The organism is Amycolatopsis sp. A1MSW2902, assembly GCF_017312175.1.
GTDB lineage: Bacteria > Actinomycetota > Actinomycetes > Mycobacteriales > Pseudonocardiaceae > Amycolatopsis > Amycolatopsis nivea.
This window is the reverse complement of the sequence record NZ_QJPO01000001.1, coordinates 8696445-8718969: the sequence shown is the minus strand read 5'-3', so window position 1 is coordinate 8718969 and position 22525 is coordinate 8696445. Positions and strand designations below refer to the sequence as shown.

General features: G+C 69.8%; 19 protein-coding genes and 1 riboswitch. Of the genes, 9 read left to right on the top strand and 10 right to left on the bottom strand.

The window, feature by feature from the left end:
* Positions 1-41 precede the first annotated feature (41 nt).
* Genes DMP23_RS40860 through DMP23_RS40850 form a run of 3 tightly spaced genes read left to right on the top strand, consistent with a single transcriptional unit; the run spans position 42 to position 3006 of the window.
* Positions 42-1130, top strand: coding sequence for a LolA family protein (locus tag DMP23_RS40860; RefSeq protein WP_238604321.1), 1089 nt, complete (start codon positions 42-44; stop codon positions 1128-1130).
* On the top strand, positions 1127-2131 hold the full coding sequence (locus DMP23_RS40855; RefSeq protein ID WP_134733450.1) for an ABC transporter ATP-binding protein: 1005 nt from the start codon (positions 1127-1129) through the stop codon (positions 2129-2131). Before DMP23_RS40860 ends, DMP23_RS40855 begins: the two co-directional genes overlap by 4 nt.
* On the top strand, positions 2128-3006 hold the full coding sequence (locus DMP23_RS40850) for an ABC transporter permease (RefSeq protein ID WP_037816649.1): 879 nt from the start codon (positions 2128-2130) through the stop codon (positions 3004-3006). The genes DMP23_RS40855 and DMP23_RS40850 overlap by 4 nt, the downstream gene beginning before the upstream one ends.
* A 9-nt stretch (positions 3007-3015) precedes the next feature.
* Here the strand turns inward: DMP23_RS40850 and DMP23_RS40845 are convergent, their stop codons facing one another.
* Genes DMP23_RS40845 through DMP23_RS40835 form a run of 3 tightly spaced genes read right to left on the bottom strand, consistent with a single transcriptional unit; the run spans position 3016 to position 6703 of the window.
* Positions 3016-4023 carry an ABC transporter ATP-binding protein gene (locus tag DMP23_RS40845; protein WP_037816650.1) on the bottom strand — a complete coding sequence of 336 codons (1008 nt, stop codon included), beginning with the start codon at positions 4021-4023 and terminating at the stop codon, positions 3016-3018.
* Positions 4023-5660 (bottom strand): ABC transporter permease, encoded by a 1638-nt coding sequence (locus DMP23_RS40840; protein WP_337824168.1) that lies wholly within the window; start codon positions 5658-5660, stop codon positions 4023-4025. Before DMP23_RS40840 ends, DMP23_RS40845 begins: the two co-directional genes overlap by 1 nt.
* Positions 5636-6703: a thiamine ABC transporter substrate-binding protein gene (locus DMP23_RS40835; protein WP_078870612.1), complete on the bottom strand. Its 1068-nt coding sequence runs from the start codon at positions 6701-6703 to the stop codon at positions 5636-5638. The genes DMP23_RS40840 and DMP23_RS40835 overlap by 25 nt, the downstream gene beginning before the upstream one ends.
* Positions 6704-6734: 31 nt before the next feature.
* Positions 6735-6846: riboswitch (TPP riboswitch) on the bottom strand.
* A gap of 24 nt (positions 6847-6870) precedes the next feature.
* Here DMP23_RS40835 and DMP23_RS40830 point away from each other — a divergent pair.
* A complete protein-coding gene (locus DMP23_RS40830) occupies positions 6871-7161 on the top strand; it encodes a 4a-hydroxytetrahydrobiopterin dehydratase (RefSeq protein WP_337824167.1) in 291 nt (96 codons plus the stop codon).
* A gap of 540 nt (positions 7162-7701) precedes the next feature.
* On the opposite strand, the gene DMP23_RS40825 is transcribed toward DMP23_RS40830, so the two are convergent.
* Positions 7702-8688: a GlxA family transcriptional regulator gene (locus tag DMP23_RS40825; protein ID WP_337824166.1), complete on the bottom strand. Its 987-nt coding sequence runs from the start codon at positions 8686-8688 to the stop codon at positions 7702-7704.
* Between the two features lie 102 nt (positions 8689-8790).
* On the opposite strand from DMP23_RS40825, the gene DMP23_RS40820 reads away from it, so the two are divergent.
* The gene (locus tag DMP23_RS40820; RefSeq protein WP_337824165.1) at positions 8791-9381 is read left to right on the top strand and encodes a cysteine hydrolase family protein; all 591 of its coding nucleotides are present in this window, start codon (positions 8791-8793) and stop codon (positions 9379-9381) included.
* A 47-nt stretch (positions 9382-9428) separates the two neighbouring features.
* Here the strand turns inward: DMP23_RS40820 and DMP23_RS40815 are convergent, their stop codons facing one another.
* Complete coding sequence (locus tag DMP23_RS40815; RefSeq protein WP_238604317.1) at positions 9429-10001, bottom strand: hypothetical protein; 573 nt, start codon at positions 9999-10001, stop codon at positions 9429-9431.
* Between the two features lie 59 nt (positions 10002-10060).
* Positions 10061-11143 (bottom strand): redox-regulated ATPase YchF, encoded by a 1083-nt coding sequence (ychF, locus tag DMP23_RS40810; RefSeq protein ID WP_337824164.1) that lies wholly within the window; start codon positions 11141-11143, stop codon positions 10061-10063.
* A gap of 102 nt (positions 11144-11245) precedes the next feature.
* On the opposite strand from ychF, the gene DMP23_RS40805 reads away from it, so the two are divergent.
* Together DMP23_RS40805 and DMP23_RS40800 are read left to right on the top strand one after the other, a co-directional pair.
* On the top strand, positions 11246-12655 hold the full coding sequence (locus DMP23_RS40805; protein WP_337824163.1) for a DNA-3-methyladenine glycosylase 2 family protein: 1410 nt from the start codon (positions 11246-11248) through the stop codon (positions 12653-12655).
* Positions 12656-12668: 13 nt separating this feature from the next.
* Positions 12669-13172, top strand: coding sequence for a methylated-DNA--[protein]-cysteine S-methyltransferase (locus DMP23_RS40800; RefSeq protein WP_337824162.1), 504 nt, complete (start codon positions 12669-12671; stop codon positions 13170-13172).
* 143 nt (positions 13173-13315) lie between these two features.
* Here DMP23_RS40800 and DMP23_RS40795 read toward each other — a convergent pair whose 3' ends face one another.
* Genes DMP23_RS40795 through DMP23_RS40785 form a run of 3 tightly spaced genes read right to left on the bottom strand, consistent with a single transcriptional unit; the run spans position 13316 to position 17653 of the window.
* Positions 13316-13519: a hypothetical protein gene (locus tag DMP23_RS40795; RefSeq protein WP_337824161.1), complete on the bottom strand. Its 204-nt coding sequence runs from the start codon at positions 13517-13519 to the stop codon at positions 13316-13318.
* A gap of 19 nt (positions 13520-13538) precedes the next feature.
* Positions 13539-16502, bottom strand: coding sequence for an SMC family ATPase (locus tag DMP23_RS40790; RefSeq protein ID WP_337824160.1), 2964 nt, complete (start codon positions 16500-16502; stop codon positions 13539-13541).
* Positions 16499-17653: an exonuclease SbcCD subunit D gene (locus tag DMP23_RS40785; RefSeq protein ID WP_337824159.1), complete on the bottom strand. Its 1155-nt coding sequence runs from the start codon at positions 17651-17653 to the stop codon at positions 16499-16501. Before DMP23_RS40785 ends, DMP23_RS40790 begins: the two co-directional genes overlap by 4 nt.
* A 229-nt stretch (positions 17654-17882) precedes the next feature.
* Between DMP23_RS40785 and rmuC the strand changes: the two genes are divergently transcribed.
* On the top strand, positions 17883-18797 hold the full coding sequence (gene rmuC / locus DMP23_RS40780; protein ID WP_037816668.1) for a DNA recombination protein RmuC: 915 nt from the start codon (positions 17883-17885) through the stop codon (positions 18795-18797).
* Between the two features lie 1117 nt (positions 18798-19914).
* Positions 19915-20814 (top strand): DUF6542 domain-containing protein, encoded by a 900-nt coding sequence (locus DMP23_RS40775; protein WP_043828139.1) that lies wholly within the window; start codon positions 19915-19917, stop codon positions 20812-20814.
* A gap of 568 nt (positions 20815-21382) precedes the next feature.
* Here DMP23_RS40775 and DMP23_RS40770 read toward each other — a convergent pair.
* Positions 21383-22393 carry a 4-hydroxy-3-methylbut-2-enyl diphosphate reductase gene (locus DMP23_RS40770; RefSeq protein ID WP_337824158.1) on the bottom strand — a complete coding sequence of 337 codons (1011 nt, stop codon included), beginning with the start codon at positions 22391-22393 and terminating at the stop codon, positions 21383-21385.
* Positions 22394-22525 lie beyond the last annotated feature (132 nt).

The following is a 22525-nucleotide window of genomic DNA, read 5'->3' as shown; positions in this document are numbered from 1 at the left end:
AGCCGGGCCCGCCAAAGCCCGGGAACACAGGGAGAGACGAGATGGATCCGAAGAAGAAGGCCATCACCGCGGCCGTCGTCGGCACCGCGCTCGGCGTGGGCGGACTGGTCGTGGTGGCGATGCCTGCCTCGGCGGGGGACGCGCCGAAGCTGCCTCAGGTCAGCGCGGAGGAACTGGTCCAGTCGGTGGTCGCCGCGAAGCCCGCGCCGTTCGACGGCACGGTGACGGTGAGCAACGACCTCGGCCTGCCGAAAATGGCGACCGGCGCGGTCCCGGGGGCGAGCGCGCTCGGCATCGACTCGGCGCAGGTGTTCAGCGACGGCGCGGGCAAGACGAAGGTGTCGCTGACCAAGGGGCAGACGCAGGAGACGATCGTCCACAACGGCAACACCGTGTGGGACTACGACTCCAAGACCAACAGCGCGACCAAGACCACCATCCCGGCGGACGTCGCGACCAAGCACCAGCCGGTCGAGGGCCAGTCCCCCGACCCGGCTACCGCGGCCAAGCAGCTGCTGGCCAAGGTGCGCGAGAGCAGCAACGTCGCGGTCGACGGCACGGCCACGGTCGCCGACCGGCCGGCGTACGAGCTGGTCCTCACGCCGAAGCCGACCGAACGCACGCTGCTGCGCGAGATCCGCGTCGCGGTCGACTCGCAGACCCGGATGCCGCTGCGGCTTTCGGTGCTGAGCAACGGAACCACCGCCCCGGCGCTGGAGCTGGCGTTCAGCAAGATCGAGTTCGCCGGACAGTCGGCCGACCTGTTCGCCTTCACCCCGCCCAAGGGCGCGAAGGTGACCGAGAAGCAGGCCAAGATCGACGAGCGCGACAAGGCGCTGGCGAACGAGGCCAAGCAGGACACCAAGCTCGTCGGCGACGGCTGGGACACCGTCGTCACCGGCAAGGTGCCCGCGGACCTGATGCAGGCGAAGCAGCAGGCGCAGGGCCAGGAAAAGGGTCCTGACGTGCAGAAGATGCTGAGCCGGTTCGCCAAGCGGGTCAACGGCCCGTGGGGCAGCGGCTACCTCTTCACCACGAAGGTGGGCGGCGCGGTCCTGACCGACGACGGCCGGTTCGCCGCCGGCGCGGTCCCGGAGCAGGTCCTCTACGAAGCGCTGGGCGCCAAGTGACCAGCACCGCGGTCGAAACCGGGGCGGGCGTCTCCGAGGAGGCGCCCGCCCCGGCGGTCCCGCTGGCCGCGCGCACCCGAGGGGTGCGCAAGGTCTACCGCGGCACAGTCGCGGTGGACCACGTGGACCTGGACGTTCCCGAGGGCGCCGTGCTCGGCATGCTCGGACCCAACGGTTCGGGCAAGACGACCACGATCCGGATGCTGCTCGGGCTCGTCCGCCCGACCGCCGGCGAGGTCGAACTGCTCGGCCGGAAGATGCCGGAGGAATCCGCGCACGCTCTGCCGGACGTCGGCGCGCTGGTCGAGGGGCCGGGCTTCCACCCGTTCCTGTCCGGACGCGACAACCTGCTGCGGTTCGCCGCGGCCGAACCGCGGCTGGCGTCGTCCGCGATCCCCGGCGCGGTCGACGCCGCGCTGGACCGGGTCGGGCTCTCCGCCGCCGCGCGCCGCCGGTACAAGGGCTATTCGCTCGGCATGAAACAGCGGCTCGGGTTGGCCAGCGCACTGCTGGTGCCGCGCCGGATGGTCGTGCTCGACGAACCCACCAACGGGCTGGATCCGGCGGGTACCAGGGAGATCCGCCGTATCATCGCCGATCTGCACGCCGACGGCGTGACCGTGGTGGTGTCCTCGCACCTGCTGGCCGAAGTGGAAGCGACCTGTACGCACGTGGCGGTGCTGCAGTCCGGCACGGTGGTCGCCCAGGGCGAACTGGCCGATCTGCTGGAGTCCGGGAACGCCGCGCTGCTGGTGCGCACCCCGGACGCCGAGCACGCGGTGGAAACGTTGCGGGAGAACCGGATCGGGGCCCGGCTGACCCCGGACGGCGTCCGCGTCGACCTCACCGCGACGGCCGCGCCGCGAGTGCTGCAGGTGCTCGTGCAAGCGGGGGTCGAGGTGCACGAGGCGACCCGGGCGCGGACCGGGCTGGAAGACCTGTTCGCGCGGCTGACCGAAGGGGAATCGGCGGCTGGCGACGAATCCGAGGGGGACGCATGACTACCGCTGCGGTCGCCGTTCCGGTGAGCCGGACCGGGCACGACACGGTGCCGTTGTTCCGGCTGTTCGCCGCGGAACTGCGCTGGATCTTCCGCAGGCCGCGCACGCTCGCCGTGCTGGGGCTGCTGGCGCTGGTGCCGATCGTGGTCGGGATCGGCCTCACGCTGGTCGGCGAGAGCTCCGGGAGCGACGCGCCGGACGACAGCGGCGGCGCGCTGCTGGCGTCCGCGGTGAACAACGCGTTCGTGCTGCCGATCGCCGCGATGGTCCTGACGCTCACGCTGCTGCTGCCGCTCGCCTCCGCGATGGCCGGTGCGGACGCGATCGCGGGCGAGGCCGCGCACGGCACGCTGCGCGGCTGGCTCATCGCGCCGGTGAGCCGGGGACGGCTGCTGGCGGTCAAGGCGTTCGGCGTGGCGACGGTGTCCGTGGTCGCGGTGCTCTCGATGTGCGTGACCGGCGTGGTCACCGGGTTGATCATCAACGGCACGGATTCGCTGTTCACGCTGTCGGGCACCACGCTGTCGCTCGGCGAGGCGCTGCTGCGGATCCTGCTCGTCGGCGGCTGGATCGTGCTGCAGCTGTGGGCGGTCGGCGCGGTCGCGCTGGCGGTGTCGAGCTGGACCGAGCACCCGATGCTCGTGGTCGCCTCGGTGCTGGCCATGAACATCGTCTTCACCATCCTCGGTTTCCTCAGCTCGCTGAAGTGGCTGCACCCGTTCCTGCTCACCAAGGACTGGACGATCGCCCCGGCGGCGGTGCTCCAGGATCCGATGATGCTGACGACGTTCGGCGAGGGCGCGGTCCGCGCGGCCTGCTACATCGTGGTCGGCCTGTCGCTGGCCTACGGACGCCTCGTCACCCGAGACGGCTGACCTGGGGGTTCAGCCCACCACGGCGATCCCGTCCGGATCCGGTTCGAGCCGGACGGGATCGCCCGCCCGGAAATCCGCCCCGGCCGGCGCGATAGCGTCCACAGTGGACTCTCCGCACCGGACGACCAGCCGCAGATGCTCGCGTCGGTGCACCGCCGCGGTCACTTCGCCGGGCACCCCTTCGGCGGACACTTTCAAGCCGTGCGGGCGCAGTCCGAGCCTCACCGGACCGTCGTCCACTCCGGAGAGTTCGACGGAGCCCAGTTCGGTCCGCACCACGCCGTCGGCCGCTTCGCCGTCCAGGAACGTCGTGACGCCGAGGAAGCGCGCCACGTCGTCGTCCACCGGCTTGTTCCACACCGACCGGACCGCGCCCTCCTGCCGGATTTCCCCGGCATCGAGCACCGCCACACGATCGGCGAGCGTGAACGCTTCCTCCTGATCGTGCGTCACCAGCAGCGCGGTGATCTTGCTGCGCCGCAACAGATCCGCCAGGTCGATCGCCAGTTGCTCGCGGAGGCCAGCGTCCAATCCGGACAGCGGCTCGTCCAGCAGCAGCAGGCGCGGTTCCGGCGCCAGCGCACGAGCCAACGCGACCCGCTGCGCCTGCCCGCCGGACAACTCGGTCACCCGTCGCCGTTCGTAACCTTCCAGGCCGACAAGCTTGAGCAGTTCCTCGACACGTGCCGCGTGCCGTTCACGGGGCACGCCGTGCATCCGCAGGCCGAACGCGATGTTCGCGGCGACGTCGCGGTGCGGAAACAGCTGTCCGTCCTGGAACACCAGACCGAATTCGCGCTTGTGCACCGGCACCGCGGCGAGATCAGTGCCGTCCCACGAAACCGAACCGGACGACACCGGCTCCAACCCGGTGATCGCGCGCAGCAGCGTCGACTTGCCCGAACCGGACGGTCCGAGCAACGCGAGCACCTCGCCGTCGGCGATGTCCAGCTTCGCGTCGCGGACCGCGGCGAACGATCCATAGTGGACAGTCAGGTCCCGTACCGTTAACGCCATCAGAACTCCCCGACTGTGCTGCGGCCGCGGACCGAGCCGAACCGGTCGATCAGCGCCACCGCCACCACAGTCACCACCATGAGCAGGGCGCACGAGGCGTACGCCATCTGGTTGTTCAGCTCCCCCGGCCTGCTGATCAGCGTCGCAACGGCCACCGGCAGCGTCGGCGCGTCCGGCCGGGCGAGGAAGCTGGTCGCGCCGAACTCGCCGAGCGCGACGACGTACCCGAAGCCCGCCGCGGCCACCACCGACCGCGCGACCAGCGGAAAGTCGATCTCCCGCCACACCCGCGCCGGACTCGCACCGAGCGTCGCGGCGGCCTGGCGCAACCGGACGTCGACCGCGCGCAGCACCGGCAGGATCATTCGCACCACGAGCGGCATGATCACCAGCGCTTGCGCGAACGGCACGAGCAGCGGCGACGTGCGGAGGTCGCCGGGCAGCGCGTCGAGCGTCACGAGGTAGCCGAAGCCGACGGTCACCGCGGACACGCCCAACGGGAGCATCAACGCGACGTCCATGGTCTCGCCCATCCCGCGCGCGAGCCCGCCGGGCGAACGCCGAAGCGCCACCAGCACGACGCTGGCGACCAGCCCGACGGCCATCGCCAACAGCGTCGCGTCGGTGGCCGCGGCGAGCGAATTCTGCGCCGCGATCCAGCCGGAGACCTGCAAGGCGTCGTTCTGCCCGACGGTGTTCAGCGCCCGGTATCCGGCGAGGCTCCATCCGTCTGAGCCGGACACCGACTCGACGAGCAGCGAGACGATCGGCGTCAGCAGCAGGCCGAGCACCACCACAGCGGCACCGACCGTCCACCACTCCCCGCCGCGCGGCCGACGTGCGGTGACCTGCGCGGACCGCAGCTTCACCGCGTTCTCCCGCTTGCGGCGCGCCATCGCCCCGAGCACCAGCGCGGCAACCACGGCGGCGAACTGGATCAGCGACAACGCGGCCGCGCCGGAGAGATCGAGCAGGTCGACCGTCCGGAGGTAGATCTCGGTCTCCAGCGTCCGGTAGCTCCCGCCGCCAAGGATCAGCACCACGCCGAAACTGGTGGCGCAGAACAGAAAAACCACCGCAGCAGCGGACGCGACGGCCGGGCCGAGCGCGGGCAGCGTCACCGACCGGAACGCTCGCCACGGCGAGGCTCCGAGCGCTCGCGCGGCCTCGGTCGCTCGCGGATCGAGGTGCGCCCACAGCCCGGCGACCGTGCGCGCGACGACTGCGACGTTGAAGAAGGCGTTGGCCAGAATGAGCGGCAGCACGCCGCCGTCCGGCCAGATCGCCCGGAAAGCCAGGCCGACGACGACCGTCGGCAGCACGAACGGGACCAGCACGATCGTGCGCGCGAGCCCGACCCCGGGCAGCCGCACCCGCGCCAGGAGGTACGCCACCGGCAGCCCGGCGAGCACCGCGACCACGGTCGACGCCGCCGCGCTGGCCAGCGTGAACCCGGCGAGCCCCCACGTCTGCGGGTCGCCGAGCACGGTGTCGACGCCGCCCGCGGAGAACCCCCGGCCGACGATCGCCACGACCGGCCAGGCGAAGAACACCACCAGGAACGCGACCGGCAGCAGACCGAGCAGCGTGAGCCCGACAGTGCGCGCGGGGATCACGCGCCCATGAGCGAGCGCCATTCCCCGATCCACTTCTCCCGGCCAGCCTGCACCTTGTCCGCGGGCATCGTGGCCGGCGCCTGCGGCAGCGGAGCCGCGGTGGCCCAGCCCGCTGGCAGTTCGACGCCCTGGCGCGCCGGGTAGACGTACATGTTCGCCGCGACCGTCGTCTGGAACTGCTGCGACAAGAGGAAGTCGACGACCTTCTGCGCCTGCGGGATCTGCTTGCCGTTGGTGAGCACGCCCGCGTACTCGACCTGGCGGAAGCACGTGTCGAGCAGCGCCTTGGTGCGCGGTTTGCCGTCCTCGCCGAGTTCAGCGGCGGGTGACGAGGCGTAGGACACGACGATCGGCCGCGGGCCCTTGCCCGACGAGCCGGAGAAGTCCTTGGTGTAGGCCTCCTCCCAGCCGCTGACGGTCTTGAGGCCGTTGTCCTTCAGCTTCTGCCAGTAGCCCTGCCAGCCGTTCTCGCCGTACTTCGCGACCGTGCCGAGCAGGAAGGCCAGCCCCGGCGACGCGGTGGCCGGGCTCTCCGCGACGGTCAGGTCCTTGTACTTGGGGTCGGCGAGGTCGTCGTAGCTCTTCGGCTCCGGGAGGCCCTTGCTCGCGAAGTACGCCGGGTCGATGTTCACGCAGACGTCGCCGAGGTCGACCGCCGCCAGCCGGTGCTGCGGGTCGACGGAGTAGCGCTGCGGGCCGCGGTCGGCCTCCGGGCTGGTGTAGGGCTGGAAGACGCCCTCGCTGAGCGCGCGGGACGCGAAGGTGTTGTCGACGCCGTACGCGACGTCGCCGATGGGGTTGCCCTTCGTGAGCACGAGCTTGTTGGTGAGCGCGCCGGCGTCGCCGGACTTGAGGATCTTGAGCTTGATCCCGGACTGGCGCTGGAAGGCGTCGAGCACGTCCTGCGGGGCGGCGAACGAATCGTGCGTGACCAGCGTGACGGTCGGCGTCTGCTGGTCCTGGCTCGCGGACGACCCGCCCGAGTCGCCGCTGGACAGCGAGCAGGCGCTGGCGAGCATCGAGACCCCGGCGAGGCCTGCCACCGTGCGGACGGTCCGCGACATCATTCTTCCCCTCCTGCACTGCGCCGGATGAGGGAGAGCGATACGGCCTCCCTACGCCGGCATGATCCGGATCCAGGTGCGAACGGTCGCGGGTTGACGGCCCGCCTCTCAGTCCGGCGTACCGGACTCCCGTGGCAATGCCGCAGCGTAGCCGACACCATGGAGTGATGACGCAGCTATTGAACGACTCAGCGGTGGAGCAGGCCCTCGGCACCGTCCCGGAGTGGCAACGCGAGGACGCCGTCATCGTGCGGACGGTCGAACTCCCGTCCTTCCCGGCGGCGATCGAGGTGGTGGACCGGGTGGCCGAACTCGCCGAGGAAGCCGACCACCATCCGGACATCGACATCCGCTGGCGCACCCTGACCTTCCGCCTCAGCACCCACTACCTCGGCGGCCTGACCGAACGCGATTTCGCGCTGGCCCGCCAGATCGACGAGGTACTGGCGGCCCGCTGACCAGGTGTGATGTCGGCAACCCTGGCAACATGAACGGCCCCTTCGCGCGTCTTCCAGACAGACGCGACGGAAGGAGGCCTCATGGTCCAGGCACTCGTAGTGGGAATGGGTTCGTTCGGCCTGATGGTGGCCGCCGCGGGAGGCGTGCTGTGGCACACCGCGCGCAACCGACGTGACCTTGATCACAAGCGGTAACAGTGAGCTAGATCAAGGCGCTATCCCAGCGGAATCATCGGCACTCGCCCCGCTAGGACTCGCCATGAACAGCACATCCGCCCAGCTCACCGCCGCACAGCGCACGTGGGTCGCGGTGTTCTCGACCGCTGTCGTCCTCCTGTCGATGGTGGTGCTCGGCCTGCTCGGCTGAGCCCCGGCCGGTTCACGGCAGCGGGAACATCCGGATGAACCAGAACCTGGCGATTCCGATGAGCCCGAGCGCCACCGAAGCGCCCCAGACGGCGTAGAGAACGATCCGCACCGGGGCATCTTTGCCGGGTGATCGGGGCGAGTAGGACGTTCGCCGAAATTGCCCGGCGCGGGTCAGGCGGTCGAGACGATCCGGAACCGCTCCCGGTACTCGCTGGGCGTCGTGTTCAGCGTCCGCCGGAAAGACCGGTTCAAGGTCGACACCGTGCCGAACCCGCACGTCCCGGCGATCCGCGACAATGTCTCGTCGGTCGTCTCCAGGCGATGCCGCGCGGCCTCGACCCTGGCGTGCTCGACGTAGGCGGCAGGGGTCATCCCCAGCTCCGCCTTGAACACGCGCGTGATCTGGCGGTCCGTCACATGCGCGTGCACGGCGAGGTCGGACACGGTCAGCGGATCCGCGAGGTGGGCCGCGATGTACTGCCGCAACTCGTCGACCCGCCGGGTCGCGGACGCGGGCTCCAGCGACACGCTGAACTGGCTCTGCCCGCCTGGCCGGCGCAGGAACATCACCAGCTGACGAGCCACCCGCGAGGCTGATTCCGGCCCGAAATCGTCGGCTACCAGTGCCAGCGCGAGATCGAGGCAGGCGCTCAGCCCGGCGCCCGTCCACACGGACCCGTCGCGGATGAAGATCGGGTCCGCGTCGACCGTCACCTCGGGATGCTCCGCGGCCAGCTGCCGGGCCGTCGACCAGTGCGTAGTGGCGCGTTTGCCGTCGAGCAGCCCCGCCGCCGCCAGGATGTGCGCGCCGACGCAGACGGACGCCACCCGGCGCGTCCGCCCAGCCAGCCTGCGCACCTGCTCGACCACGGCCGGGTCGCATTGAGCGACGACCTCGCTTTTGCCGCCCGTCGTCACGGCGCCGGGCACGATCAACGTGTCGATCGCCTTTTTCCCCAGCTCAGCGAACGTCACGTCGGGCAAGACGCGCACTCCCGCCGAGGTGGTCACCGGGTCCAGCGTCTCGGCGGCGAGCACCACCTCGTAGCCCGTCGGACGGTCCATTTCCCGCTGCAGCAACGAAAACACCTCAGCGGGACCGGTCACGTCGAGCAGGTCGATCCGGTCGAACAAGACCACGACCACCAGTCTCTTCATTCGCGCCCCCATGTCGGTTTCTGCGCTTTGCATGTCATTGCCGACATCCGGAGCCGAGTCTAGCGTCGGTCGTGCGGAACGGAAACGAGAGGAAACCCCACCATGGCAAGGAAAACGCTGCGGGAGCTGAACGGTCTCGACCAGACCCCGGCAACGCTGGCCGACGCGACACTGATCCTGGTCGACTACCAGAACACCTACACCCGCGGCGTGATGGAGCTGGAAGGCTGGCGTCCGGCGCTGACCGCGGCTCGGCAGTTGCTCGCCAAGGCCCGCGCCGCCGGCGCGAAGGTGATCCACGTCGTCCACGACAGCGGCGAGGGCACGGCGTACGACGTCCGAGCCGAGATCGGCAGCATCCACCCGGACCTCGCCCCGGTCGAAGGCGAACCGGTCGTCGTCAAGGGCGCGCCGAACTCCTTCGTGAACACCGACCTGGGTCCACTGGTTGACGAAGCCGGGCACAAGAACGTGGTGATCGCCGGGTTCATGACCAACATGTGCGTCACGTTCACCACCGAAGGCGCGTTCCTGCGCGGCAACCACCCGACCGTCGTCGCCGACGCCTGCGCGACTCGTCCGTTGCCGACTCCTGCTGGGGAAGTCAGCGCGGATCAGCTGCACAACAGCGCTTTGGCGACCATCGGGGATCTTTACGGCGTTGTCGTGCCGAGTGTTGCCGAACTGAACTGAACCTCGGCCTCGGTCTCGGCGGGTCTTCTCCTGCCGAGACCGGACCGTCAGAAGTCGATGAACCCCGCGACCACCTCCCGCACCACTCCGTCGGATCCCGGAGTGCCGTAGAAGTAGACCGACCCGTAGCCCCAGAGGTACTCCTCGATCACATCCTCGAGCTCGCCCTCGGTCGGCCAGCCCTCTTCGTTGACCTGAAAGAGAAACTGATGCCCGTCGGCACGTACGGCGTCGGCGTAGCTCGGCTCGTCTTGAATCAGCACCGGCTCGTCCCCGAACTGGACGAGCGCGATCGAGTCTTCCTCGTCAGGCATCTCGGAGAGCGCCGCCGAGCGAAGCCCAGGCCACCCCAGATCGGCCCGTTCCCCGCGCGGCGAGGGCGGGTGCACCAGCGCACGCATCGCCATGTCCGGGTACTGGACGTCGCTGTCGCCGATGTCGAATCCGTTGCGCAGCACCACGGAAACCTCGTAGCCCTGCGCCCAGGGAGCTGCGGGGACGGTCAGCAAATAGCGGTGGGTCGCGAGGAGCGGATGCGCCTCGATCGCAACGGGCGGCGCACCACCAAGACGGCCTCCGTCCGCGCGATCCGGCAAGGACGGGGTGAAGAGCACGGGCATAGGCCGATCCTACGAACCAGGACCGACAATTTCGCGCCCGTGCTCGGCCGCGAAACCGGTCAGACGTTGAAGCGGAACTCCACGACGTCGCCGTCCGCCATCACGTAGTCCTTGCCCTCCATGCGAACCTTGCCCGCCGAACGCGCGGCCGCCATCGAGCCCGCTTCGACGAGGTCCTCGAACGACACGACCTCCGCCTTGATGAAGCCGCGCTCGAAGTCCGTGTGGATGACGCCGGCGGCCTGCGGGGCGGTCGCGCCCTGCGGGATCGTCCAGGCGCGGGATTCCTTCGGACCGGCCGTGAGGTACGTCTGCAGGCCGAGCGTGTGGAAGCCCGCGCGAGCGAGCGCGTTCAGGCCCGGCTCCAGCTGGCCGACGGACTCCAGCAGCTCGCGCACGGACTCCTCGTCGTCCAGCTCCAGCAGCTCAGCCTCGACCTTCGCGTCGAGGAACACCGCGTCCGCCGGGGAGACGAGCTTCGCCAGCTCCTCGCGGCGTGCCTCGTCGGTCAGCACGGCTTCGTCGGCGTTGAAGACGTACAGGAATGGCTTGGTGGTGAGCAGGCTCAGCTCGCGCAGCGCCTCGCCGTCGACGTCCTTCTGCGCCTGGAACAGCGTGCGCCCGGAGTCGAGGATTTCCTTGGCCTTCTGGGCGTTTTCGAGCGCCGGCCGCGCTTCCTTCTTGGTGCGCGCTTCCTTCTCCAGCCGCGGCAGCGCCTTCTCGAGCGTCTGCAGGTCGGCGAGGATCAGCTCGGTGTTGATCGTCTCGATGTCGGACATCGGGTCGATCCGGCCGTCGACGTGCACCACGTCCGGGTCGTCGAACACGCGGATGACCTGGCAGATCGCGTTGGCCTCGCGGATGTTCGCGAGGAACTTGTTGCCGAGCCCCGCGCCCTCGGACGCGCCCTTCACGATGCCCGCGATGTCCACAAAGGACACCACGGCGGGCACGATCTTCTCCGACGAGAAGATCCCGGCCAGCTCGTCCAGCCGCGGGTCCGGCAGCGGCACGACGCCGACGTTGGGCTCGATCGTGGCGAACGGGTAGTTCGCGGCGAGCACGTCGTTGCGCGTCAGCGCGTTGAACAGGGTGGACTTGCCGACGTTGGGCAGGCCGACGATACCGAGGGTGAGACTCACGGCCGGTAAGTCTACGTGCTGCGCGCGGACCGTCGCCGACCCGGTAACGTCGTGTCGGTTTTCCGCCAGTCAGGGCTCTCACCTGCTGGCATCATCGACCGCATGGCTACCTCGACCATTCCGATCTGGCGCGACACCGAGCGCTGCTACCGCGCGGTGACCGCCCGCGACCAGCGGTTCGATGGCCAGTTCATCATGGCGGTGCGCACCACGGGCATCTACTGCCGCCCGTCCTGCCCGGCGCTCACGCCGAAGGCGCAGAACGTCCGCTTCTACCCGACTTCGGCCGCCGCACAAGCCGGTGGTTTCCGCGCTTGCCGCCGCTGCCTGCCGGACGCGGTCCCCGGTTCGCCGGACTGGAACGTGCGCGCCGACCTGGCCGCCCGCGCGATGCGGCTGATCTCGGACGGCCTGGTCGAGCGCGAAGGCGTGCCCGGCTTGGCCCGTCAACTCGGCTACTCGGAACGCCAGCTCGGACGGGTGCTGACCGCCGAACTGGGCGCGGGCCCGATCCGCCTAGCCCGAGCTCATCGAGCCCACTCGGCGCGCTTGCTGATCGAGATGTCGCAGCTGCCGCTCACCGACGTCGCGTTCGCGGCCGGGTTCTCCAGCATCCGGCAGTTCAACGAAACGATCCGCGAGGTGTTCGCGACGACGCCGTCGCAGCTGCGCGCGGCTTCGCTCCGCCGCGGAAACCGCAACGAACCCAGCGGCGCGACGCGGCTCAGCCTTCGCCTGCCGTTCCGTGCCCCGTTCGACGCCGCGGGCGTGCTGGGCTACCACGCCTCGCAGGCGTTGCCAGGCATCGAAGCCGTCTCCGAGGACGGTTACGGCCGCACCTTGCGCCTCCCGCACGGCCCGGCGTCAGCGTGGGTCAGCCCGCGCGCTGGCTATGTGCAGTGCGACCTAGCGCTCTCGGACCTGCGCGACCTGAGCAGCGCCGTCAGCCGCGTACGACGCCTGCTGGACCTGGACGCCGACCCGGAAGCCGTCTCGCGCGTGCTCTCCACCGACGAGGCCTTGGCCCCGCTGGTCGCCGCCACGCCAGGCATCCGGGTGCCAGGCGCCGTCGACGGCCCGGAAGTCCTGCTCCGCACCCTGCTCGGCGAGGACGTGGCCGACGTTGTCGCCCTCGGCGAGCCCGTCCCGCCCGCCGACCCGCCCATGGACACCCTGACGACCCTTTTCCCGACCCCGTCCGCCCTCGCCGAAGCCGACGTGAAACCGCTGGTCAAGAAGGTCGCCGCGGCAATCGCCGCCGGTGAACTGGACCTGCACGTAGGCCGGGACGCCGACGAACTCCGCGCCGAAATGTTCGCGACCGGCGTCGATCCCGCCACCGCCGACTACGTCGTGATGCGCCTGCTCGGCGCCCCCGACGTCCTGTTGACCGCTGACCCAGCCGTCCGCCGCGGCGCGGCCGAGCTGGGCATCGACCTGGCGACGTCCGCACGCGGCTGGCAGCCGTGGAGCTCGTACGCCAGCCGGTATCTCAGTTCCGTGACCGTTTAAGGAGACTTTCCTCGTGCCCACCGCCTTCTGGTCCACTTTGGACACCCGCATTGGCCCATTCACCGCAGTAGTGACCGGCGACGGTGCTGTATTGGCCTCCGGCTGGACCGCCGACGTCGCCGAGTTGACGCCCCTCATCTCGCCGTCCCTGGTCCCGACGACCCTGACCGAACGCCGCGACCTTGGCCCGGTGACGACCGCAATCCGCCGCTACCACGGCGGCGACCTCGACGCCGTCGCCGACATCGAGGTACGCCAACGCTCCGGCCCGTTCCGCGAGCACGCGTGGGAGATGCTGCGCAAGGTCCCAGCAGGCAGCCCAGTGAGCTACGCGGAGTACGCCGCCCTATCCGGCAACCCCTCCGCAGTCCGCGCCGCAGCAACCGCCTGCGCCCGCAACGCGGCGGCCCTGTTCGTACCTTGCCACCGCGTCGTGCGGACCGGCGGAGCGATCGGCAACTTCCGCTGGGGCGTGCCCGCTAAGCGGTGGCTGTTGCACCACGAAGAGGCCGCCTGACGGCCCGCGCGGGTTGGCTCGGTCGGGTCGAGTTCGCCGGGCCGAGTTCGGTGGCCAGCTGAGCCGGGTTGGCTGGGTCGGCCGCTCGGCGGGGTTCGCTGCTCAGCCGGACTGGATTGGCGCAGTTGGATCGAATTCTCCGGTCAATTTGGCCGGGTGTGCGCCGGGCCAGGCCCGCTGGTCGGCCGGGCCCGGTTCGCCCGGCCGCGTTCGCCGGTCGACCGGGCCGCGCTCGCTCGTCGGCCGGGCTGGATCGGCTCGTTCGGATCGAGTTCGCCGATCAGCTGCGCCGGGTTCGCCGGGCCAGGCCGCTGGCGCAGGTTGGCCGAGGCGGCGAGCGTGGTCAAGGCACCGAGCCTGCTCTCGTCAAGCCATCTGCAACTCCACCCTCGACCCGGCGCGCGACTTCCGCACCCGCAGCCGCGTGGGGATGCGCTGGCGGAGTTCCTCGACGTGCGACACCAGGCCCACCACGCGGCCGCCGGCGCGGAGTTCGTCGAGGATGTTCATCACCACGTCCAGCGTTTCGGCGTCCAGGGTGCCGAAACCCTCGTCCACGAAGAGCGTGTCGAGCAGCGCACCGCCGGTTTCGCCTGCCACCACATCGGCCAGCCCCAGCGCGAGCGACAACGACGCGAGGAACGACTCGCCGCCCGACAGGGTTTTCGCTGGGCGCACGGCGCCGGAGTAGTCGTCCAGCACGTCCAGGCCGAGGCCGCCCCTCGTGCCGCGCGCGCCGGCTGCGTCGGAGTGCACGAACGAGTAGCGGCCCTGGCTCATGGTCCGCAACCGCGCGGTCGCCGCGAGCGCGACCTCTTCCAGCCGAGCCGCCAGGACATACGAGCGCAGCGACATCTTCCGCGCGTTCTGCCCTCGTCCGTTGACCACTTCGGAGAGGGCCCGGAGTTCGGCGTATTCCTCGTCCAACGGCTCCAGCTCCGACAGCGCCTTGCTCAACCTTCCGGCCAGCTTCACCAGTTCGCGATGCTGCGCCGAAACCGCTTGCTGCGCGGCAAAAGCGGTATCCGCGCGGGCCCGCGTCTCCTTCGCCCGCTCCGCCAGCGGCGCAACTTCTACCGCGTCGTCCGGCGAGATCCCGAACAGTTCCGGCTGCGCGAGCATCTCCCGCGCACCGGCGGCAGTCGCTTCCGCCTCGGCGAGACCCTGTTCGAGCTTCGTGATCTGCTCGTCGGTCCGGACGGCGGCGCGCATTTCCTCCAGGGTTGCGAACCCCTTGGCATGCAACGAGATCTCCACCAAATCCCGTTGCTCCGCGAGCCGGGCCTCCGCTCCCGACACCGCGGTGTGCGCCTCCGCCGCCAAGTCGAGCGCACCGGCGAACGTGAGCAGGTGCTGCCGCCGGGCGGGAACGTCCGGGAACTCTCCCCGGCCCGCGACCAGCCGCTGCTCGCGTTCAGCCATCCGTTCGTCCAACGCCCGGATCTCGCCGTTCGCCTCGGTGACCGTCTGCTCGGCGAGGCGCCGCTGTTCGGCCAGTTGCTCGGCACCGCGCTCGAGTTCAGCGACCTTCGCGTTCAGCCGATCCTTGCGCTGTGCCTTTCCGGAGAGTTCCGCGACGACCGTCCTGGCTTCGGTCAGCGCGGTCGCGATCTCCTCCGCAGTGCGTCCGTCCAGCCGTTCGCGCAGGAAGACGACTCGTGCCTTGGCCTCTTCCAACGCGGACACCACTCGCTGGCGCAACGCCGACGCCTTCTGCTCGGCTTCTTCCGCGGCACGTTCTTCGGCCGCGTCCACCAATGGCGCGTCGTGGTTCGCCGGTGCCGGATGGTCGGCCGACCCGCACACCGGGCACGCGGTTCCCTCAGCCAAGCCGGCAGCCAGCTCTGCTGCCATGCCGTCGAGACGGCGTTCGCGGAGATCCAGTCGACGTTGCCGAGCCGCCTGATGCTCGTCGACCACTTCGCGCAGTTTCGCTTCGCCGCGCTCGACTCTGGCTTCAGCTGGCGGTAACTCCTCTGCCGCGCGAGTGAGTACCGTCAGCTCTTCGACGCGGGATTTCGCGCCGTCCAGCTTCGCCGCCGCTTCCCCGGCTACCGTCGCTTCAGTGCGCGCAGCAGCGATCCGGCCGGGCAACTCGGCCAACCGCTCCGCAAGCCCAGCAACTTGCTCGGCGGCTTTCTCCGCGGCTTTCTGTCGTTCCGCACGACGTTGCTCGTCGCTCTTCTGCTGGTTTGCTTCCGCGGCCAACTCGGCGAGAGCGCCCGCCTCCTCGCGAACCGAGCCCGCGCGCTCGCGCAGGTCCGCGACGGCGAGCCCGACCGCATCGAAACCGAGGTCGGCGAGATCTCGGATCCGATCGGCCACCAGCACCTGTGCGTCGCCGAGCTCGGCCGTGCGCCGGTCCATCAGCTCGGCCTCCGGAATCACCGCGGCAGCGCGCCGAGCCGCCGCGATTTCTTCCGTCCACTCAGCACGTTCGGTCGCCTGCTCGGCGATCTGCGTCAGCCGGGTGTGCGCGGTGCGCACCCGGCGGATCTTTTCCGCGTCCTCTTCGGCCTCGCGCAGCGCGACCTCAGCGGACTTCGCTGCCGAACGTGCTTGTGCTGCCTCGGTTTCCGCCGCCTCGGCCCGGGCAGCGATCTCGGTCAGCACCGCCTCAACCCACTCCGGCTGCTTTTCCTCCGGCGGTTCCTGCTGCGCTTCCTGGGCGTAGCGGGCGAGCAGCTCACGGACCTCCTGCTGCCGCTTTTCCAGCGCACGGCCGCGTTCCGCGCGAAGGTCCGCGAACCAGCGTTCGACGTCGGAGAACCGCTCGGTGCCGAAAAGCCGCTCCAGCAGCTTCTCGCGCTCCGTGGTGTCACTGCGGAGGAACTTCGCGAATTCTCCTTGCGGCAGCAGCACAACCTGGAAGAACTGCGCTGCGGTCATGCCCAGCAGCCGCTCGACGGTGCGCGCCACCTCATCGATGCGGATGCTGCCGTCCGGCGGCAGCCCGGCGGGCGGTTCGCCGACCCAGGTCAGCGAAACCCGGGCCTGCTGCGTGGTGAATCCGTCGCCGCGTTTCTTCGGCCGCTGGTACTCCGGGCTGCGCACGATCCGCAACCGCTGACCCTGCACGGTCAGCTCCAGCACGACCTCGGTTTGCCGATCCGGTTCGGCGAGATCACACCGCAACCGCTTGACGTCGCCGCGCGCGCCCGGCACCACGCCGAACAACGCGAACGCGATCGCGTCGAGCAGCGTGGTCTTGCCCGCTCCGGTGTCGCCGTGGAGAAGGAAGAGACCGTCGACGCCAAGGGCGTCGAAGTCCACCACCTCCCGCCCCGAATAGGGGCCGAAGGCTTCCACCTCCAGCAGATGCAGTCTCACAGCTTCTCCACCGCCGCCCGGTTCGCTGCTTCGAGCGCCAGGTGCACGAGCCGCGCCTCGCGTTCGGTCGGCGGAGCACCCCGGCAATCGTCGAGGAAGCTGCGCGCGATCTCGATGTCGCTGCGCCCGCGCACCGCCTCGGCGTACTTCAGTTCGGTGCCGGCGACCCCGCCGTCGGGCCGCCAATCCATGTGCACCGCATAGGGAAAACGGTCCTGCAGCAACCGCATCGCATCGATCGGGCGCACTCGGTCGGTGACCGTGATCGAGAGGAAATGCTCGCGCCATTGCTCGTGTTCCGGGTCCTCGAGCAAGGCGGCGAGCTCGCCGGAGAGCGTCGCGAGCGGGCGCGGCACCGGCAGCTCGTGCCTGCGGACCTCGGCCAGGCCGGTCGCGTCGAGATCCACGAACCACACTGATTTCCGTTGCCGCGCTTCGGAAAACGAGTACGCCAGCGGACTTCCGGAGTACCGGAGGTGTTCCGCGAGCGTCTGCGGTCCGTGCAGGTGCCCTAGCGCGACGTAGTCCACGCCGTCGAACACCGAGCCGGGGACTTGCTCGACTCCGCCCACCGCGATGGTTCGTTCCGATTCGCTGGCCTCGCCGCCGGTGACGAAAGCGTGTGCCAGCACTACGGACCGAGTCTCCGGACGACTGGCCAGGTCGTCCCGCACACGCCGCATCGCCTCGCCGAGCACGCCGGTGTGGCCGCGCGCCTCCGGCACGCCCAAGGCGTGCCGCGACGGCTCGGGTTCGAGATACGGGATGCCGTAGAACGCGACCGCGCCGTGTTCGTCGTGCAGCACAACGGGTTCCGCGATGCCTTCGACGGTCGCGCGGACGTGCAGCCCGCCCGCCGCCGCGAATTCGGCGAACGCGCCCAGCCGCGCGGCCGAATCGTGGTTGCCAGGCGTGACCACGAGTTCCGCGCCTGCCCGCCGAATGCGGGTCATCGCGGCCGTGGCGACGCGGACAGCTTCGGCGGACGGCACCGCTCGGTCGTAGATGTCACCGGCCACCACCACGACGTCGACCGACTCGCGGTCGACGAGTTCGGCGATGTGCGTGAGGGCGGCCTCCTGTTCGGTAAGCAGATCGGCGCCGTGGAACGTGCGGCCGACGTGCCAATCAGAGGTATGGAGGACTCTCACGGCGACCACGTTAGGAGCAGACCCCGACGAAATCGGGGAGGCACGCCGGTACCCCACTCGAACGTGTGTACGAAGCCGATCAGGTCCGCCGCGGACACGCCCAGCCTCGAATCTGGAAAGTCGCAGGTCAGCTACGCAGCGCGACCGCGGGTGCCGGTTTTTGTCGGTGGGGTCCGCCATGATGTCTCGCGTCCGGACACCCGCCGGACCCGACGGAGAGGAGGACCGGGTGGAGACGGTGATCACCACCGCGGCCGTCGTGCTCGCGCTGCTCCTGTGCGTCGCGGTAGTCGCGCTGTGGCGGCTGTACAACGACGGAATGCGCCGCGCCGACGCGGCCGCGCGGCTCGTGGCGGCGGAGCGTGCGAAAGGCGACCAGCAGCAGCTCGCGCTGCGCCGGTACGAGGTGGCGTTCGCGTCGATCCACGGCCGCGGCGAACTCGGCGAACAGGTGCTCGTGGAAACCGCGCGCGCACTCGGACTGCGGGAGGGACTGCACTTCACCCTGCAGACCGATTTGGGCGGCGGCGGAAGCGCGAAGCCCGACCTGGTGCTGAATGTCGGCGGCGGCCGGGCGGTACCGGTCGACGCGAAAGCGAGCATGGCCATCTGGGCGGAGGCAGTCGAGACCGACGACCCGGAAGAACGACTCGACGCGCTGCGCGTCCACGTCCGGCAGCTGCGCTCCCGCGCGGCGGAGCTGGCAGGCAAGGGCTACCAGCGCTGGGCGGACGCGATCTACGGCACCATCATGTTCGTCCCGTCCGACGCGGCCGTTGTCGCTGCCCTCGACACCGATCCCGAACTGCTGCGCTGGCTGATCGACCGACGCGTCTTCCTGTGCGGCCCCACGGGATTCGGGGTGCTCGCGTCGGCAGCGCTGTTCGCCGCCAGCGACCGGGCGCTCGTCGAGGACGTCGAGCAAGTGCGCGCGGGCGCCGCCGCCGCACATCGAGCCGCGGGCAATGCGGTGGAGGCGCTGAATCTGTCCTCCACGCACCTGCAGCGCTTCGTTTCGGCCCGCCGCCGGGAACTCGAGGCACTGGAGTCGTTCCGCGCGACCGTCGCGCCGCTCACCGACGCGTCGGGCAGTCCGGCGCCGGTGCCGCAACTTCGGAAGGGAGACGAGGTGGCAGCTGGTTGAGGTCACGGCGCGATGGCCGCGGGCTCGGCATTCGCGATCGGATGATCGACGGTGTGCCCCTACGGGGCGGGCTCCGCAACGGGGCTTCCTGACGTCAGATGACGGCCGTGGGCTGATGCTCTCGCATGTGGAGCGTGGTTGACGTTGGGCAGGGCGAGGTTGCGGTTGTCTGGTCTGGCGGGACGATCTGCGCGGACTTGGCGGACGCGATCGTGGCGACACGGTTCGGCGGCATGCCTCCGGGACACGAATCCGGTGGCACGTCCCGACGAGCCGAGCCCATGCAGCGCGATCTGGCGGCATGGCCGCTGGCGGCGCGATCTGGCCGAGTAAGCCACGGCAGTGCACTTTGGCGGGCGTGGGTCAGATGGCGCGATCCGGCAGAGCGGGCCTCGGCGGCGCGATTTGCCTCCACGTCGTCCGGAGGGAGTGAGCCCGGTCGAGGGAGCAGTTGCGCGGCCTGGCGCGGTGCGGCTCGGCCCCTGGCGCTCTTCGCACGAGGAGCGTGGTCTCGCTCGGGCGGTGGCGCGGCAGGCGTCCGAGGAGTGCCCAGCGACGTCCCGGTGAGCGGTAGGCCGGAGGTCACGCGTCGGAGGCCAACACGGTGACGCGGCCCAAGCGGTCATCGTCCGCAGCGCCGACGGTCGGCGGCTTGCAGCTGAGTGCGGCGAGCGGGTACCAAGGTCCGGATTGCCCGGAACGAACGGCGAAGTCCAGGTTGGACACTGCTGCCGGGGCGAGCGAAAGGGCATGGTTCCGACGTCGCGCGGGCAGGATCCGGACGCTCAGGCGGCTCACGGGAACGTCAATTCCCGGTCAAGTTCCAGAACGGCGAATGTTCCGGAACAGGACCGGTGGCGCCGCCGTCGCGGTCGTCGGCTGGTGGCATAGCCTGGGGTCAGCGCAGGGCCAGGAAACGGGCAGCCGGACCATACCGTCGGTATCACCGCTGGTCAGAGGTCTGGTCCACTGGTTCCTCGTTCGGCGGAGCGGTGCGGGAAGGCCGTACCGCGGGTACCGCTCGACCGTACGAAATGTCATGCGGTCGAGTGGCTGCTTCGTGCTGTCCTCGGCAGTGCCAACAAGATCGTGACAAGTACGGGCTACGGTGTGCCTCGTGACCGCGATACGCGATCGCCAGAGCGATCCCGATGCCGATGACGCCCCCGTGCCGTGGGACGAGCGTCTCGTCGTCGGCACGAGGCGCGGCCTGCCCTGGTGGGCGGCTGTGCTCGTGGGCTTCGGCTTGGCAGTGCTCGGCGCCATCATCGACGAGAAGTCCACCGGCAGCCTCGGTTTTGTTTTCAAGGCGGGCTACTTCCTCGGGGCCGTGATCGCGGTCGGCGCGGTGCAAAGACGCGGACTGTTCGGTCCGATGGTGCAGCCGCCGCTGGTGCTCGCCGTCACCGTGCCGGGTGTGGTGCTGCTGACCGGCGGGGGTCCGGAAGCCAGCGACACCCTGTCGAAGCTGCTCAACATCGGGACGCCGCTGATCAAGGGCTTCCCGACGATGGCGGTCACCACCGGTGTCACGCTGCTGTTCGGCTTCTTCCGCATCTACCGCGAACGCGACCCGGACGCACCGGTCAAGATCAAGGACGGCAAGGTCCCTCGCACTCGGGACGAGGACGACGACAAAGCCGCCAACCGTCCGCGCTCACGGCCGCCTGCTGGTCGCGCTGGGCAGTCCGGTCAGACGCCGCCTCCGGGCAACCGTCGCCGTCCGCCGCGGGATCTCGACGCTCCCCCGCCGCGACGGCCGCGTCCGCCTGGCGAGCCGGGTGCCCGACCGCGTCGTGAGCCGATGGACCCGAACGCTCCGCGCGGTGGGCGCAAGCCGCCGCCGGAAGGACGTCGGCCCCGGCCGCCGGAGGGCGATCCGCGCCGTCGTGATCCGCGGGGTGACGCTCCGCCGCCGCGTCGTCGGCCGCGCGGGGACGAGCCACCGCCCGGGCGTCCGCGTCCGCCTCGCAGGGAACCGCCGCGCCGTCAACGTCCTTGGGAAGACGAGGGCTGACCGAGCGCGCAGGCCACGCTGGAATCGGGCGAACCGACGAAGCCTGACCGAGCATGCAAGTCACGCCGGAGCCGGGCGACTCGACGAAAGCTGGCTGAGCACGAAAGTCACGCCGGGGCTGGACCACCCAACGAGAGCCGAGCGGGCACGCAAGTCACGCCGGAGCCGGGCCACCCAACGAGGACTGACCGGGCGCGCAGGGCAGGTCGAAACCAGACCACTCGACAAACCTGACCGAGCACGCAAGTCAGGCCGAAGCTGGACCAACCGACGAGAGCCGACCGGGCGCGCAAGCCACGCAGGAACCGGACCATCTGCCGAAGGCTGGGCACCCAACTCACGGCGGAAGCTGGCAACACAAGGCAAACGAGAAAGGCCGCCGATCCCCACACCGGGATCGGCGGCCTTTTCGTTGCGGCTAAAGGAATTCTCTCGTCCGGGTCGTGACTCAGCACGAACTACTGCACGGCTCAGCGGCCAAATCGACCGGAGCGGCTCGCACGACTTCGCGGCGAAAGCTTCAGCGGCGCGCCAAACGCTCCGACTGCCGCAGCACCGAACGAAACCCTCAGGACTCCGACTTAACAGCCTTCCGAAGCTCCTTAGGCAACGCAAAAGCGATCTTCTCGTTCGCCGTAGTCACCTCGTCAACCTGCCCGTACCCGCGCTCGGCCAGCCACTTCAGCAGGTCTATCACCAGCACGTCCGGCACCGAAGCCCCAGACGTGACCCCGACCGTCGAGACGCCCTCGAGCCAAGCCTCGTCGACCTCCGAAGCGAAGTCGATCAAATGCGAGGCCGAAGCGCCAGCCTTCAACGCCACCTCGACCAGCCGCTTCGAGTTCGAGGAGTTCTTCGAGCCAACGACCAGCACCAGGTCGCATTCCGGGGCCATTGCCTTGACCGCGACCTGGCGGTTGGTGGTGGCGTAACAGATGTCGTCGCTGGGCGGGTCGGCCAAGGTCGGGAAGCGGTCTCGGAGCTGGTCGACGCGTTCCATCGTCTCGTCAACCGACAGGGTGGTCTGCGACAGCCAGATCACCTTCGACGGGTCGCGCACGTCAACCTTGTCGACATCCTCGGGCTTGTCGACCAGCTGCACCTTGTCCGGAGCCTCGCCAGCCGTGCCTTCGACCTCCTCGTGGCCCTCGTGGCCGATAAGAAGGATGTCGTAGTCGTCCTTGGCGAAGCGGTTGACCTCTTTGTGCACCTTGGTGACCAGCGGGCAGGTCGCGTCGATGGTGCGCAGGTTCCGTTCCTCGGCCTCGGCGTGCACCGCGGGCGAGACGCCGTGTGCGGAGAACACCACGAGCGCGCCCTCAGGCACCTCGGACGTCTCGTCGACGAAAATCACGCCGCGTTCTCGCAGGGTCTCGACAACATGCCGGTTGTGCACGATTTCCTTGCGCACGTACACCGGCGGCCCATACAGCTCGAGCGCCTTCTCGACGGCGACGACCGCGCGGTCAACGCCGGCGCAGTACCCGCGCGGCTTCGCGAGCAGCACGCGTTTGGCGGCGCCGGACCGGGAGATCGTCGGGGTACCGGCGGGTTCGGTTCCGGGACTCGCAGAAGTCATGCCTCCAGGGTACGGGCAGTGCCGATCCGGGGTTGAAGTCCTCGTTCGGATGATGGCGGCGGCCATTCAGGCTGTGCCGGGCGTCACGTCCGGTGCCCCTGGCCACCCGTTCGGTTGGGCAGAACAGCCCTG

Excerpts from the sequence above, each read along its gene's own strand:
- DMP23_RS40860 (WP_238604321.1), top strand. The coding sequence starts at position 42 with ATGGATCCGAAGAAGAAGGCCATCACCGCGGCCGTCGTCGGCACCGCG.
- DMP23_RS40850 (WP_037816649.1), top strand. The coding sequence starts at position 2,128 with ATGACTACCGCTGCGGTCGCCGTTCCGGTGAGCCGGACCGGGCACGAC.
- DMP23_RS40845 (WP_037816650.1), bottom strand. The coding sequence starts at position 4,023 with ATGGCGTTAACGGTACGGGACCTGACTGTCCACTATGGATCGTTCGCC.
- DMP23_RS40840 (WP_337824168.1), bottom strand. The coding sequence starts at position 5,660 with ATGGCGCTCGCTCATGGGCGCGTGATCCCCGCGCGCACTGTCGGGCTC.
- DMP23_RS40835 (WP_078870612.1), bottom strand. The coding sequence starts at position 6,703 with ATGTCGCGGACCGTCCGCACGGTGGCAGGCCTCGCCGGGGTCTCGATG.
- DMP23_RS40830 (WP_337824167.1), top strand. The coding sequence starts at position 6,871 with ATGACGCAGCTATTGAACGACTCAGCGGTGGAGCAGGCCCTCGGCACC.
- DMP23_RS40825 (WP_337824166.1), bottom strand. The coding sequence starts at position 8,688 with ATGAAGAGACTGGTGGTCGTGGTCTTGTTCGACCGGATCGACCTGCTC.
- DMP23_RS40820 (WP_337824165.1), top strand. The coding sequence starts at position 8,791 with ATGGCAAGGAAAACGCTGCGGGAGCTGAACGGTCTCGACCAGACCCCG.
- DMP23_RS40815 (WP_238604317.1), bottom strand. The coding sequence starts at position 10,001 with ATGCCCGTGCTCTTCACCCCGTCCTTGCCGGATCGCGCGGACGGAGGC.
- DMP23_RS40805 (WP_337824163.1), top strand. The coding sequence starts at position 11,246 with ATGGCTACCTCGACCATTCCGATCTGGCGCGACACCGAGCGCTGCTAC.
- DMP23_RS40770 (WP_337824158.1), bottom strand. The coding sequence starts at position 22,393 with ATGACTTCTGCGAGTCCCGGAACCGAACCCGCCGGTACCCCGACGATC.